Source organism: Sphingobium sp. B1D7B (genome assembly GCF_025961965.1).
GTDB lineage: Bacteria > Pseudomonadota > Alphaproteobacteria > Sphingomonadales > Sphingomonadaceae > Sphingobium.
The window spans coordinates 2,065,236-2,079,284 of record NZ_JAOQOR010000001.1 but is presented as its reverse complement, the minus strand read 5'-3'; the positions used below and the strand labels follow the sequence as shown (position 1 = coordinate 2,079,284).

At 60.0% G+C, this 14,049-nt stretch carries 17 protein-coding genes; 6 read left to right on the top strand and 11 right to left on the bottom strand.

What is annotated here, in order from left to right:
* Positions 1–57: 57 nt before the first annotated feature.
* Both dnaJ and dnaK read right to left on the bottom strand, forming a co-directional pair.
* Positions 58–1,185, bottom strand: coding sequence for a molecular chaperone DnaJ (gene dnaJ / locus M2336_RS09615; RefSeq protein WP_264574752.1), 1,128 nt, complete (start codon positions 1,183–1,185; stop codon positions 58–60).
* 71 nt (positions 1,186–1,256) lie between these two features.
* The gene (gene dnaK / locus M2336_RS09610) at positions 1,257–3,164 is read right to left on the bottom strand and encodes a molecular chaperone DnaK (RefSeq protein WP_264574751.1); all 1,908 of its coding nucleotides are present in this window, start codon (positions 3,162–3,164) and stop codon (positions 1,257–1,259) included.
* 292 nt (positions 3,165–3,456) lie between these two features.
* Here dnaK and M2336_RS09605 point away from each other — a divergent pair, with 292 nt between their 5' ends.
* Together M2336_RS09605 and M2336_RS09600 are read left to right on the top strand one after the other, a co-directional pair.
* The gene (locus M2336_RS09605) at positions 3,457–3,930 is read left to right on the top strand and encodes a copper chaperone PCu(A)C (protein WP_264574750.1); all 474 of its coding nucleotides are present in this window, start codon (positions 3,457–3,459) and stop codon (positions 3,928–3,930) included.
* A gap of 212 nt (positions 3,931–4,142) precedes the next feature.
* Positions 4,143–5,456, top strand: coding sequence for a glycosyltransferase (locus tag M2336_RS09600; RefSeq protein ID WP_264574749.1), 1,314 nt, complete (start codon positions 4,143–4,145; stop codon positions 5,454–5,456).
* 366 nt (positions 5,457–5,822) lie between these two features.
* Here M2336_RS09600 and M2336_RS09595 read toward each other — a convergent pair whose 3' ends face one another.
* The 7 genes from M2336_RS09595 to M2336_RS09565 form a co-directional block, all read right to left on the bottom strand.
* Positions 5,823–6,953, bottom strand: a complete 1,131-nt coding sequence (locus tag M2336_RS09595) for a tyrosine-type recombinase/integrase (RefSeq protein ID WP_264592943.1) — start codon at positions 6,951–6,953, stop codon at positions 5,823–5,825.
* Between the two features lie 193 nt (positions 6,954–7,146).
* Entirely contained in the window at positions 7,147–7,416 is a 270-nt protein-coding gene (locus M2336_RS09590) for a DUF2312 domain-containing protein (protein WP_264592942.1), read from the bottom strand.
* 27 nt (positions 7,417–7,443) lie between these two features.
* Positions 7,444–7,890, bottom strand: coding sequence for a hypothetical protein (locus tag M2336_RS09585; protein WP_264592941.1), 447 nt, complete (start codon positions 7,888–7,890; stop codon positions 7,444–7,446).
* A gap of 109 nt (positions 7,891–7,999) precedes the next feature.
* Positions 8,000–8,374: an ogr/Delta-like zinc finger family protein gene (locus M2336_RS09580; RefSeq protein WP_264592940.1), complete on the bottom strand. Its 375-nt coding sequence runs from the start codon at positions 8,372–8,374 to the stop codon at positions 8,000–8,002.
* Complete coding sequence (locus M2336_RS09575; protein WP_181559092.1) at positions 8,352–8,837, bottom strand: hypothetical protein; 486 nt, start codon at positions 8,835–8,837, stop codon at positions 8,352–8,354. Before M2336_RS09575 ends, M2336_RS09580 begins: the two co-directional genes overlap by 23 nt.
* A complete protein-coding gene (locus M2336_RS09570; RefSeq protein ID WP_264592939.1) occupies positions 8,834–9,136 on the bottom strand; it encodes a hypothetical protein in 303 nt (100 codons plus the stop codon). The genes M2336_RS09575 and M2336_RS09570 overlap by 4 nt, the downstream gene beginning before the upstream one ends.
* A complete protein-coding gene (locus M2336_RS09565; RefSeq protein ID WP_264592938.1) occupies positions 9,133–9,471 on the bottom strand; it encodes a transcriptional regulator in 339 nt (112 codons plus the stop codon). Before M2336_RS09565 ends, M2336_RS09570 begins: the two co-directional genes overlap by 4 nt.
* A gap of 85 nt (positions 9,472–9,556) precedes the next feature.
* On the opposite strand from M2336_RS09565, the gene M2336_RS09560 reads away from it, so the two are divergent.
* Positions 9,557–9,886 (top strand): helix-turn-helix domain-containing protein, encoded by a 330-nt coding sequence (locus M2336_RS09560; protein WP_264576231.1) that lies wholly within the window; start codon positions 9,557–9,559, stop codon positions 9,884–9,886.
* 179 nt (positions 9,887–10,065) lie between these two features.
* Here M2336_RS09560 and M2336_RS09555 read toward each other — a convergent pair whose 3' ends face one another.
* Positions 10,066–10,437: a hypothetical protein gene (locus tag M2336_RS09555; protein WP_264592937.1), complete on the bottom strand. Its 372-nt coding sequence runs from the start codon at positions 10,435–10,437 to the stop codon at positions 10,066–10,068.
* Positions 10,438–10,902: 465 nt separating this feature from the next.
* Between M2336_RS09555 and M2336_RS09550 the strand changes: the two genes are divergently transcribed.
* Both M2336_RS09550 and M2336_RS09545 read left to right on the top strand, forming a co-directional pair.
* A complete protein-coding gene (locus M2336_RS09550; protein WP_264576233.1) occupies positions 10,903–11,316 on the top strand; it encodes a hypothetical protein in 414 nt (137 codons plus the stop codon).
* Positions 11,317–11,814: 498 nt separating this feature from the next.
* Positions 11,815–11,982 (top strand): hypothetical protein, encoded by a 168-nt coding sequence (locus M2336_RS09545; protein WP_264592936.1) that lies wholly within the window; start codon positions 11,815–11,817, stop codon positions 11,980–11,982.
* A 332-nt stretch (positions 11,983–12,314) separates the two neighbouring features.
* On the opposite strand, the gene M2336_RS09540 is transcribed toward M2336_RS09545, so the two are convergent.
* Positions 12,315–12,908, bottom strand: a complete 594-nt coding sequence (locus M2336_RS09540; RefSeq protein WP_264592935.1) for an SOS response-associated peptidase family protein — start codon at positions 12,906–12,908, stop codon at positions 12,315–12,317.
* A 358-nt stretch (positions 12,909–13,266) separates the two neighbouring features.
* Here M2336_RS09540 and M2336_RS09535 point away from each other — a divergent pair, with 358 nt between their 5' ends.
* Positions 13,267–14,049, top strand: coding sequence for a hypothetical protein (locus M2336_RS09535; RefSeq protein ID WP_264592934.1), 783 nt, complete (start codon positions 13,267–13,269; stop codon positions 14,047–14,049).

The window sequence follows — 14,049 nt, the reverse complement described above, 5'->3', positions numbered from 1 at the left end:
ACGGCGGATTGACCAGCGCTTTGATAAGCGCTCCGACAATCCCGCCACCCGCTCAGATCACTCCGTCAAATCGCTCCACACATTCTTGATCTTGCTGAAAAACCCGCTCGACTGCGGACATTCCTCGCCCGTCTCGGTGGCGCGAAACTCTTCCAGCAGTTCCTTCTGCCGGGCGGAGAGCTTGGTGGGCGTTTCCACCTCGATCTGGATGACGAGATCGCCCCGCCCGCGCGCATTCAGCACCGGCATCCCGGCGCCGCGCTGGCGCAACTGCTTGCCGGACTGGATGCCGGCGGGAATGCGGATTTCATGATCCTCGCCGTCCAGGCCGGGCACCTCGATGGTGCCGCCCAAGGCCGCGAGCGTGAAGCTGATCGGCACGCGGCAGAACAGGTTGGTGCCGTCCCGCTCGAAAATCTGGTGCCGCTTCACATGCAGGAAGATGTAGAGATCGCCCGCCGGGGCGCCGCGCGGTCCGGCCTCGCCTTGCCCGGTGAGGCGAATGCGCGTGCCTTCGTCCACGCCAGCCGGCACCTTCACGTCCAGCGAACGACGCTTGTCCACCCGCCCTTCGCCGCGACAGGCACGGCAGGGTGATTTGATCCGCTGGCCGGCGCCATGGCAGCTCGGGCAGGTCCGCTCGATGACGAAGAAGCCCTGCTGCGCCCGCACCTTGCCGTGGCCACCGCAGGTCGGGCAGCTTTCCACGCTGGTACCAGGCTCAGCGCCGCTACCGTCGCAGGCGTCGCATTGCGTGGAGACATCGATCTCGATGGTCGTGTCGCGGCCATGGAAGGCATCTTCCAGCGAGATTTCCATGTCGTAGCGCAGGTCCGCGCCGCGCCGCGTCTGTTGACGGCCACCGCCGCCAAACCCATCGCCGAAGATCGTCTCGAAAATATCGGAGAAATCGGAGAAACCGGCCTGACCGCCCCGTCCGCCGCCCATGCCGCCCTGCTCGAAAGCGGCGTGGCCGAAGCGATCATAAGCCGCTCGCTTCTGCTCGTCCTTCAGGCAGTCATAAGCTTCGTTGATCGCCTTGAACTTGGCTTCGCTCTCCTTGCAGCCCGGATTGCGATCCGGATGACACTGCATGGCCAGCTTGCGATAGGCGGACTTGATCGTCGCGCCATCCGCCGTCCGCTCGACTTCGAGCAGCTCGTAATAATCGATTTTGCTACTCATGCCCCGCAGCAGTCCCAAGCAATCGCCCAGCCGGCCAGTTCACGGGCCGGCCGGGCGTCATTTCCGTTCAATCAGGCTTTGTTGTCTTCGTCGACTTCCGAGAACTCGGCGTCGACGACGTCATCATCAGCCTTCTGGGCCGTACCTTCGGCGCCCGGAGACGCGGCCGCAGCCTGCTCCTTCTCGTAGATCGCCTGACCGAGTTTCATGGAAACCTGTGCCAGTTCCTGGGTCTTGGTCTTCATCGCCTCGACATCGCCGCCCTCGACCGCGCTCTTGGCCGCGGTGACAGCCGCCTCGATCTCGCCCTTGAGCGCCTCGTCCACCTTGTCGCCATGCTCGGCGAGCTGGCGCTCCGTGGTGTGGATCAGGCTCTCGGCGTTGTTCTTCGCCTCGGCGCCCTCACGACGCTTCTTGTCTTCCTCGGCAAAGCGCTCGGCATCCTTGACCATCTGGTCGATGTCGGAATCGCTCAGACCGCCAGACGCCTGGATCTTGATCTGCTGCTCCTTGCCGGTGCCCTTGTCCTTGGCCGAGACGTTCACGATGCCGTTGGCGTCGATGTCGAACGTGACCTCGATCTGCGGCACGCCGCGCGGTGCCGGCGGAATGCCGACCAGATCGAACTGGCCGAGCAGCTTGTTGTCCGCCGCCATTTCACGCTCGCCCTGGAAGACGCGGATGGTCACTGCCTGCTGATTGTCATCAGCCGTCGAGTAGACCTGGCTCTTCTTGGCCGGGATCGTGGTGTTACGGTCGATCATGCGGGTGAACACGCCACCCAGCGTCTCGATGCCCAGCGACAGCGGCGTCACGTCGAGCAGCAGCACGTCCTTGACGTCGCCCTGCAGCACGCCGGCCTGAATGGCAGCGCCCATGGCGACCACTTCGTCCGGGTTCACGCCGGTGTGCGGCTCCTTGCCGAAGAACTCCTTCACCACTTCGCGCACGCGGGGCATGCGGGTCATGCCGCCGACGAGCACGACGTCGCTGATCTCGCTGGAGGAAACGCCGGCGTCCGCGATCGCCTTCTTGCAGGGCTCGAGCGTGCGCTTGATGAGCGCCTCGACCAGCCGCTCAAGGTCGGCACGGGTGATGGTCTTGACCAGGTGCTTGGGACCAGTCGCATCGGCGGTGATGAACGGCAGGTTCACTTCCGTCGTCTGCGCGCTGGAGAGCTCGATCTTGGCCTTCTCGGCGGCTTCCTTCAGGCGCTGCAGCGCCAGCTTGTCGCCGCGCAGGTCGATGCCTTCGTCCTTCTTGAAGCCATCAGCGAGATATTCGACGATCTTGGAGTCGAAATCTTCACCGCCAAGGAAGGTATCGCCGTTGGTCGACTTCACCTCGAACACGCCGTCGCCGATCTCGAGGATCGAGATGTCGAAGGTACCGCCGCCAAGGTCGTAGACCGCGATGGTCTTGCCTTCGCTCTTCTCAAGCCCGTAAGCGAGCGCGGCCGCGGTCGGCTCGTTGATGATGCGCAGCACTTCAAGGCCCGCAATCTGGCCGGCGTCCTTGGTCGCCTGGCGCTGCGCGTCGTTGAAATAGGCCGGCACGGTGATGACGGCCTGCGTCACGGTCTCACCGAGATAGCTCTCGGCGGTTTCCTTCATCTTCTGCAGGATGAAGGCGGAAATCTGCGAGGGGCTGTAGTCCTGCCCGCCAGCATTCACCCAGGCGTCGCCATTGGGACCCTTGGAAATGTTGTAGGGGACCAGCTCCATGTCCTTCTTGGTCAGCGGATCGTCGAACCGGCGACCGATCAGGCGCTTGACGGCATACACGGTGTTGTCCGGATTGGTCACGGCCTGACGCTTGGCCGGCTGGCCAATGAGCCGCTCGCCATCCTTGGCGAATGCCACGATGGAGGGCGTGGTGCGCGCGCCTTCCGCATTCTCGATCACTTTCGGCTTGCCGCCGTCCATCACGGCGACGCAGCTGTTCGTGGTGCCGAGATCAATACCGATAACCTTAGCCATATTTGCCCTCTTGTACCCCATGTGTAGTTGAGCGCCCGGAATTGGGCCGCTGCCGGGGCGGCTCCGCACTCAGGCCGAAACCACCCCGTTGACCGCGCCGATATAGGAGGGTGTTTTCGCGCAACAAGTCCCGAGATGATTTAGCTGACCCAAGCGCGCATCGCAGGCCCGACCGGGGCAGGTCAGGACACGCACGCCGATGCGCGCCCAAGCAAGGCGGCCTGTTTTGCTTGGCGGCGTAGATCGCCGGGTCTAAAGCCCGGCGAGATAACAAACCTCCCGGAGACCGCACATGCACAAGCCCTCCTCGCTCCTCGTCGCAGCCGCGATGCTGGCGACGCTCGGCGCGTGCAGCGACCCGCCGCCGCTGGATGTCGATGGCGGCTTCCTGCGCCTTAACCCCAATCCCAATGCCCCCTCTGCGGCCTATTTCACGATCCACGGCGGCGCCGATGATGTCGTGCTGCGCGACGTGCTGACCGACGAAGCCGTGCGTGTGGAAATTCACGAGAGCAGCACCAAGGACGGCGTCGCCTCCATGCGCCCAGTGAAGACCGTGGACGTGCCCGCCGGCGCGACAGTGAAGTTCGAACCGGGCGGCAAGCACCTCATGCTGTGGTCGATCAACCCGCAGGCGCTTGAGGACAAGAAGATGACGTTTACCTTCATCTTCTCCAACGGCCAGCGCATTCTCGCCGACGCCATCGTGCAACAGCCGGGCGCGGCTGGTGAGATGGCCGGCATGGAAGACCATAGCGGCCACTAAGCTGGGCTCGGCCTGTCCAGGCATATGATGGGGAAATGGGCATGACGGCCCTGCGATAGTGGGCGCAGGCACGGACTGAACGTGCGCCCCGTCTGATAGCGAAACGATCTCCGATATTAGAACGGATTTAATACTTGCCGGGTTAGAGACTTGCTGCCGCGCGCGCCCGCTTTATGGGGCGGCTGGGCGGAGAAATGTGGTGGGGTCGGTTGATGGAAGACGTGGCAAGCAAACCGTTGGGCGGCTTGCTCCTTATCCTGCCCCTTCTCGTTCATCAGTATGAAGGCGATGTCTTCATTGAGCAGCAGGCGGCGAATGGCCTGCACCAGTGGATTCGCCATTTCGGCCAGATGACATTGTGCGTGAAGGTCGTGAACGCTCCCCCTCCTGCGGACAGCGTTTCGATCGCAGGGCTTGGCTTGGGACCAAATCTTGCCGTTGAGCTGATGCCGCGAGCGTGGACGCCGCTTTCCTTTGCCAAGGCCTATCCAGAGATGCGTGCCAAATTGTCACGCCTGATCGACAGCCACGCGTTCCTCCATTGTGCCCTTGGCGGGGCGTGGGGCGACTGGGCCGCCGTTGCGGCGCTGATGGCCGCTCGCAGGGGGCGGAAGGTCGCCGTGTGGACGGACAGGGTCGAGTCGGAAGTCATGCGCATCGACGCCCTCAGAGCATCGGGCGTCCGGCGCTTTGTCAGGCTTATGAATGCGGGCCTCGCGCAACGCCTGGAGCGTCGCGCGATTGGGTCGGCAGCGCTTGGCCTGTTCCATGGCAATGATTGCTACCAGACTTATCGTGGGTTCAATGCCAATTCGTTTCTTGTGCACGACATCCATTTGAAGCCGCACGACAAAATCTCGGACGAGAGCCTGATCCGCAAAATACGCGACGTCGAGCACGGCCCTCTGCGTCTGATCTACATTGGGCGGTTTCACCCCGATAAAGGTGTCATGGACTGGATAGAAACGCTCCGTCTCGTCAAAGAGGCGGGGGTAGCGTTTCGTGCCCAGTGGTATGGCGATGGCCCGCAGCGGGAGGAGGCGCGCGCAAAAGTGCTGGCGCAAGGGCTTGAGGAACAAATCGAATTCCCCGGCCTCCTCGTCGATCGATCGGAGTTGCTGGATAAGTTGCGCGCGGCGCATCTGATGCCGTTTTGTCACCTGACGCCTGAATCTCCGCGGAACCTGATCGAGGCGCTGGCGTCTGGAACACCCATAGTCGGTTATGAGTCAGCATATCCTCAGGATTTGATTTCCGGCCACGGTGGCGGCGTCCTCACCCCCATGGATCCTCAGGCTTTAGCGCATGAATTGGTCCGGCTGGGGCGTGATCGGGCTGCCCTTGCGGAGTTGATCGGCCGGGCGGCTCAGGATGGTGCGCACATGAACGACGAAGCCGTGTTCGCTCATCGGGCATCGCTGATGAAGCTATATTGTCGAGCCGAACCTCGGAGCGTCGAAGCTGCCATCAGCGGGACGGGCCTTGAGGGCGCGCGCCGTGACAGCGATTTCAAACCCTGCGCTTAGTCTGGCCGGATAGAGGCGACGGCCTGCCCCCCGAGCATGTGACAAGTGCCATCGAAAATCACTCCCAAGCTATCCTTGGCCAGGGGCAAAGTGCTGATCGTCGTCGATGTAGGCGCGAAGATCGGCGCCGCATGTATTTGGCTCAGAGCCCGCAAACCGGCGTGAAATGCTGTACTGATCAGCCCACGGAAAAGACCTTTGTTTTGGGTCTGTCCCGGAAAAGCGGTCTTTCATTCACTCGGAATGCGGCATTAAACGCCCTTGAAATCAGGGCATTTAATGGTGGGCGCGGCAAGGATTGAACTTGCGACCCCACCCGTGTGAAGGTGACGAGGCTGTTTTTGTAAGTCTCTGCTTTGTTTGGCATTATTTTGCCCCCTTGTTCGTTTTTGTACGCGCTTTGTACGAAAAGTCCCTTTGGGCCAGGGACAGACCGGTGGCGGCTTCGGCTTGCGCGAGGCCGCGATAGAAGGCGCCGTGGATCTTGCTCACGGTCTCTTCTGCGTGGGTGTAGGTGCGTTTCATCAGCGCTGTGTCTGACCAGCCCCCGTAGGCGCCCGCTGCCTTCTCATCGATCTGCTGGCGGACGTTCATCTCCTGCCCGAAGCCGTGACGGCCCGCTGCGTGAAACGGAATGACGGGGATGCCGGCAGCTTCGCAGGCTTTCACCCAGCCCTTGCGCGGACTGGATCGGTCTGCAAAACCGAAGAGCCGCAGGTTCTCTGGCTTGCGAGCGGCACCACGGGGATAGCGGCGCGGCAACGAGGCCAATTCCGCCACCAGCTCGGCGGGCACTTCAAGCCAGCGATCATCATGGCCCTTGGCGCCGGGAATACAGATCTGGTTCTCATCGAAGCGGCAATGCTTGTCAGGATGCATGGCAATGGCCTGACTGATGCGCGCGCCGGTCACGAACATGGTGAGGGCTAACGCGGCATGACGCTCGCCGGCATGCTCACGGAATTTGAGCAGCCATTCCCAGCTCCCCGGTTCCTTCTTGACGCGGCTGAGCTTGCCGCGCCTGCGGTCCTGCCGGATGCGGTCCTGCTTGCTGTAGCCCTTGACGTGAAACAGGTCGCCGCTGTCGGCATCCCGGAAATTGTTGATGACCGCGCGCACCGGCGTGATGACCTGCCGCGTCCAAGTGTCCGTCGAGGCATTGGGGTACAGCCTGGGCGCCAGATCTCGCACGTCTTTGGGCGAGATGTCGGATACCAGGCGGGCGCCCCATAGTTCCGTAATGGGTATGAGGTAGCGCGCTGTATTCGCATTGGCCGGATACATCATCACGGCTTCGGCGAAGGTCAGCAGCCGGCTCGCCCCGACGAGGTGCTCGGCTATCCGCCGCTCTTCTTCGTCCCGGCACCATGCCCACGCGCCCGCTTCTTCAGAAGCTCCAGTGCTGCATCGGTAATATTCGGTGATGGGCTTGCCGAGATATTCGACACGACCCTTGGCCCACCAGGTCGGGCCTCGGCGATACGGCTCGATCGGCAACGTGCTTCTCCGAGAATGAGATCAATATGTGCGGGGGTGATGAACACGGCGCGGCCGATGCGGTGGCAGGCGCCAAGCCGGTTGGCCCGATCCCGCAAGGCGCGCTCCGAGACCTCGAACCCCCGCGCAGCCAGCTCCTCGATCCACGCGGCAGGCGAACGGGCGCGGTCCAGAATGACGGATCCCGTCTCCATCATCGACGCCCATCAAAGCCGGCGAACATGTCATCCATGCCGAGCGCTGCCAGATAGGTCTGGAGGACCGCCTCCATCTCCTGTCGGTCCTGCGCCGGCAGTTTCCGCAACCGGATGACCTGGCGCATGATCTTCACGTCATAACCGGTTGCCTTGGCCTCTCCGAAGACGTCCCTGATGTCGTCCGCGATGCCTTTCTTCTCTTCCTCAAGGCGCTCCACCCGCTCGATGAGTAGCCGCAATTGTTCGGCAGCAATGTTCTCAGCCATGTTGGAGGCCTCCCTGTTCGGGGCAGTTCACGCCGCCATCCCCAGCGTGCCGGGCCGCTCTGCGAGCGCCGCGTAGACTTCCAGTTGGCGCGCGAGGCGCACGGCGTCGGCCGGGGTGAAGGTGCCGCCGATCAGAACCGCGATCCGATAGGTGCCGTCCGCCTGGCGCTGCAGGTGAATATTCGACTTGATGGTCGGCGCCGAGGCCGCAACGTCGCATCCCATGGCCAGCGCGATCTCCCGCGCCTCGATGGAGGGCGCCAGCAGATCTTCATCCTCACCGGCGGCGGGGATAACGGCGATGGTGCGCGGGGCACAATCGGGGCAGAGGATGCCGCCGACATCGCCAAAGGTCCACCCATCCGGCAGCACTTCATTGGGGCGGTTCTCCTGCCGGGCGCAGGCGAGGCAGAATGAGATGAATGGGCCGCGCGTTTGCACGGCCGCTGGCTGGGGCGTCGTCTTGGCAGGCATCGGGGCATTCCTTTCAGACAAAGAGGACCGTTCTGAATTTGAAATTCAGTTTTTAAGCACCTGATATTTCGCGGATTTTAGAGCATCCAGGATGCTGATCGTGGTCGACTTAGCCCGAGGGCGTCCTGCCGATCAGATCATTGGCCGGCGCGCTGCTCACGACATCGATGCCGTCGAACAGCGACGCCTGGCCGAAGGCGTGGCCCGGCGGCTTGACCTCGCGGTAGTGTGGCGGCCGGAATTCCGGAGACACGCCCGAAGGCGAGATGATCTCTTCCACCTGCAGCGCGGCGCGCCAGCGCATTGAGCATTTGAAGTTGGAGCAGAGATAATAAAGCTGGCGCAGCGTCGGCGTAACCTCCTCGGATGTGCGCACCATGGCCCGCTCATTGCAGACCGGGCAGCGCACGATGGGGAGCCGGCGCTTCTCGCCCCGGCTGACCGCCGCCTGAGAGCCGGGATCAATTTGGATGGCCTGATTCACGCCCTGTCCCCCCATTGCCGGAGACGCGCAGCCGATTGGCCACGCCGGTGAGGGCTTCGATCCCCTCCTCAATCTCACGGAGTGCATTTTCGACGGAACCCGCATCCCGTCCCCTCTCGATGGCCGCCAGCGCGGCACCCACCGCTTCGCCGGTTTCCTTGGCGGCTTTGCCGGCCGCCGCGATCAGCTCGCCGGTGGACGAGCCGCCGGTTTCGTCGCCCATCTCAAGCTGCAACTCATAGCATTCGAGGAAGGGCCGCCCGTAACCACCCGCGCGCAGATAGGCGAGATCGAGGCGACGGGCCTTTTGCAGGCTGATCTCGCGCTCGGCGTCCGGGTCCGAGAGCTTGCGCACCCAATTCTCGGAACAGCCGAGAAGCTGCGCGCAGCCATCATAGCCGATCAGCTCCGCGACCCGACACAGCGCGCGCTCGAAGGTAAGCGGCCGGCGCTCCTTGGTCACTGGCCGTCCTCCGTCGAAAGGAGGATCGTGCCCGGCAGCGTGGGATGACCGCCGGGCACGGCTTGAGAGAGGCCACAGCCAGGGCAGTTTGCACCCCTGCCCCGCTGGCTTTCCTCAAGGTCTCGTTCCAGATTTGCGATGCGGAGGTTCTTGGCGGCGATCGTAAGATCGCAGTAAGCAAGATTGGCCCGCAGATCCGCGAGCATGTCTTTGACCGCAGGGATCAGGCTGTGCAGCCCCGCGACGATGCACAGGATTGTGAGGCCCAGGCTCAGGGCAATGATGGCGGTCACGCTCATGCCGCCTCCGGCCTGCGGTCAAAAGCCGGCATTCGATTGGACTGGTGCACGAGGTCGAGCCCGGTAAGAATCGGCTCGCAGTCGTCGGATGGTTCTGCATCCGTGGGGGACGTCGAATGATCGCGAGGGTAAATATCGGGACGGAGATCATGACGGGAAATGCCCGTCGCCGCTTCGACACGAAGCACATACTCGGCCGGGAGGCGCTTCGACGACCGGGTCCACTTCCACACGCTGGGCTGTTTCAGTTCGCAGAGCCGAGCCATTGCGGACTGGCCGCCCAACATTTCGATCGCAGTCATCAGCGCATCGAAGGGGGTCGTTGTCGTGATCATTCCGCTGGATATAGATCAATCTATAGAGCGGTCAATAGACAAATCTAACTGTGCGCTTATAGCCAGTTCTATATGGTGCCGGTCCATGGATCTAGGCCGGCGACTTAGCGATCGGATAAATGATGTCGGTCTATCTCAGGCCGAGTTAGCGCGGCGCATTGGCATCAAGCAACCCAGCATCAACTATCTGATTTCGCGTGGCCCGCAGGGCTCAAAGCATCTTCTCAAGATCGCTCGCGAGTTGCAGACCACGCCCGAATATTTGCTTGGCGAAACGGACGATCCGCAAGGTAGCGCTCCGGACAATGTGCTGGCAGATGCCGAGACTCGGGAAATGGCGGAACGCTTTAAGCGCCTCGGCGGGCGGGACCGGCGCGCACTGTTGCAGATCGCACGCTCTCTTGACGGCGGCTAGACGGTCACCGCAACCAAAGACGATCCGAGCCACAGCTAACGGGCACTGGTGAAGCCTCATAAAATTCGAATGTGCTCGAAATCGTCACGGCAGTAATTCAGTCTTTGGCTATAAAAGCTGACTGTCCGGACACGACGACTTCTCGGACGTTCACGGTTGTGACTGGAATGCCGCGGAAGTTAGCTGGTTTGCCGCTGCCTTCTCCAAGGCAGTACGACCAAACTCCACCAGAATAGAGCGGAGCATATTCCTCCGACGAAAAACGCTCCTATGGGGAATAAGTAGTCTTTGTCCTGTTGAACTTTGGCCGGAGCCGCCCCATCCGCAATCAAAATCCACAGGAGAATAATTACCAGCGCTCCAGCAGTACTCAGCGAAATATGTGCGAAAATGCCGCCGCTGTGCTTGTGTGAGAGCCAGTAGGCTTTGGGAAGTTCGACAAGAATTCCGAGCATAAATGCGGCTATTGTCGCAACGACGCTGCCGAGGAACCACAAAATAGTGACGACTTCAAGCAGGAACCCATAGCCTCCCTTGAGGTTGAATGGCAAGCTTGTCGCCAAAACGACGATAAGCGCAGAGGATACGCCTGCAAGAAGTGAAGCAAGAAACCCCCGCCACAGTATCGATCGTTTTTTCAAGCATTGCCTACAAGCATCATCGAACTCAGGGGGATTGATAACGGAGATACGTTAAGGGCTAATTTATTCGGTTGAAATCGACATGGCTTGAATGCTCGAATCCGAAAAGCGGCCCATCTTTAATCCACGACATTCCTGCCATTGGTGTGCCGCTGCAGAGCAGCTGGAAGCTGCCCGGCAGATATACCGGCCACCTTTCACCTAAAAGTTGCCTTTCCGGACACGACTACAAAGTGGAAGTTAGGTGCAGCAAGCTAACGGTCTACGCGCACCCTTCATTCTAAAAAAGCCCATTGGACGCTAAATGAGTATTTAACTTATGGCTGCCTAAATGCCTGAATGGGCCATGGTTGCACATCACTCCGGCGTAGCTTTATGGCATTTGTTATCGCTCCGCCGGCGGGACTCGCAGCGTACCTCGTCATTTATTTACTCGTTGCGTCTATGAAATCAGTGCTCGCCCAATCGGCGTCAGCATTGGCTGGTGCGATGTTCTACTCAATGGTCGCCATCGTCATGGGACCAGTGTTAGCATTTATAGGATTTGCTATTGTAGGTTTCCCAAGTTGGCTTCTTTTGCGGTCCTTGAAGGCGGAGTCAGGATATGCCTATGCGCTAATCGGCTTGGTGGGAGGATGGCATATCCCAGCGGCGAAAATAAATGGTTTCACGCTTTTGGGCGAACCTGTTGCCCTGCACAATGCTTTAGCAGGGTGTTTGGTCATGCTATTCTTTTGGCGCATTGCTCGCGCCAAATCCGAGGCTTGCGAGGACAGCAATGCGAATTGAAGTGGGCGGGCACGACTTGGATTTCTTCGACTGCATAAAAGTCGGCCAAGGCGGTCCAGAAGCGTGCACCTTGAGCATTGATGGGTGGCTCGTAGAGGGCTGCAAATTCGATCCATCTCCGCTGGCATTCGAGGACAAAATACTCATCCAAATGCAGAAAATCACGTTCTTCAAAATCGGGATAAGCTCTGGCTCAACTTGATCCAAGAAATTCTACGGTTAAAACGATCTCCAAAATCCGCGGTTATATGAAGCTGAGGGGTATCGAAGGAAGAACTGTCGAATTCGCTACCACGGCTTGGAGCCAAGCTCGTGCGAGCTACTCTATTCCATGATGTCCGCTTCCCACGACGAACTCGTCTTTCGCGGATATTTCGTTCGCGCTCGAAAGGGGTCTTAGCAGAGCTAGAATGCCAGTTCTCGGTGCGATGATCCGTTTCAAATCCCATTGACCGAATCAAACAATGTTCCTCATATGTTCTCAATCAGGAGACGCATATGGAACGCATCAACGATATTCGCGACGCGGTCGCGAAGGCGCTGGAAGAGCGCGGATTGGACAACCGCCAGTTTCTCGGAGAGATCAGGGCCGGCCTGCGCGACGACGGCCCGTTCATGACCGGAGCGCTGGCCTGCGCGGAGCTGCTGCTGGCCCCGGCCGAGTGATGTGGCGCGCTACGTTGGCGACCTCAAGGTCGCGACGTGCATCTTCGAGGCTGCTGCCTGGCACCTTACCGTGAAAGTGATCTGCCCATGCGGACGGACAGGTTTGTTCGCTCCGCATGGGCTGTGGTGGATCTTCGAGCGGAAAGGCTGGTCGGACGATTTCCGGGATGCGCGCATTCGCTTCTATTGCGCGTCCTGCGCACGCCGGGGCCGCGCGTCGGCGCGCCCGATCAGGATCGAGACATCGCAGGAAAAGCCGAGGGTTCATCTGCCTGCTCCAGATGAACGCACATGGAACCGGGCGGTCAACAGGTTCAGAGGCTGAGCTTGGCTTAGGCGACGGACATCATCTGGCTTGGATATGGCTGCGCCAGCGCGCAGGCGCCGGCATAATCGGTGCTAAGCCACGTCTTATAATCCTCGGCATGAAGGATCACCGGCATAGCCTTGGGGTGAAGCGGGGCGACCAGCGGGTTCGGTTCGCATGTCAGGAAGGCGAACACCGCGCCGATCGGGCTAGGCCGCCAGATCCCGGCGAAGCAGGAGACCGGTTCTGCGGGGATGCGGAACCACCATTCCTCGCGGCCTGCGCCGATCTTCGGCTCGGCAAATTCATCGAAGGGGACGAGGCAACGCTGCTCCGGCTTGGCGAGCATCGACTTCCAAAACGGACTGGTGAGATTGCGGACGTTCGTAACATGCTTCGTGACCGTCGTGCCTGGACGCTTGCCCTTCATGACATGGGGCACGCCCCAGATCATCTGATCGAGCATGATGGCGCCATCCTGCCAACGCGCGACGGTGGCCGGCTTGCGCGGCCAGATATCGGACGGTGTCGCCTGCAGCCCGGACTCCGGCAGAGGCGCGCCGATAAATTCTCGCCATGTGGAAAGCTTGGAGGGATCAGCTCGGAAGTGATTGCACATGGCGATTTACGCTGTCAGGAAACGTCTAGTTTTCTATTACCACAGTCACTTAAGAGCTGCTGCCTCAAAAGTTCTGACTTCATCATCAAAGCCTCCGTCCCTTTGTTCTCACCGAGGCAGGGACTGGCAGGTAACGGTCTGGAAAGAGAAGCCTTCCGCAATGCGTCATCATGTTTATGTATCGGCAATAACATGCATTCTACTCTCGGCTTGCGGTGGTGAAGGTGGTCAACAGCAAACTCCGCCAGTCACCGTTCCTCCCACCGCGCCAAACCCTTCGCCCACGCCGTCCCCAACGCCGTCTCCAACGCCTTCAATTACATATCCGACATTCACAGACATGACTCAAAGTTGGGCCATGGGAACACCGTATGTCGAATCCGTCCAAATTCGTGGCATGTCGCCGGACTACATCATACCTGTCGAGGCGACAGCTCGTTTGAACGTGGCGGCTGACGCTATCGGGATCACGTATACAGGCTCGCCAACACAGTCTGTTCGAGTCCATAATCGATTCACGTCTTGGTCATCGGACCTTACTTCGGCAGATATCATCTTTAGTGACGTAAACGGTGTGGTTTTTAACGCTGGGAGGGAAAATAGAACAGGCCACGGGTTTGCGTTTGGTAAAATTAGTGATTTTCAGACCATTTATACTTGGGCAACATATCACGAAGCATCCTATTACGATCAGGGAGGCCCATCCGGATCATCTAGACAGTTCATTGTATTTAATTTTCTTCTTACTGGTTACAAAACACTTATCAATGACATCCCCGCTAGTGGCAAGAAAGTTTATGACTGCGATTTAGACACTACGACTGTGGCCTATGACGGCTCAGGCGGCGTGTCCGCTAGGGGAAATGTGACAGTTGATTTTAGCCATCGTACAATCACAAGCAGCATTGTTGCGAGGCAGAGCGGATGGATTGCGGGAAATCTCCCCATATCTGCCACGTTAAACCTAGCTGGAAATCTCAGCTCATCAGATGGCAGTATGTCCGGCGACGTGACATCGCCGGATGGCTTCACAGGTCAGTTTTACGGAAGTCTTTTTGGCCCGCAGGGTACCGAGATGCAGATCATCTTCACAATTTCGCGATCGGGTAGAGGCGCTGCCGGGCGAATTATTTGCAAGTGA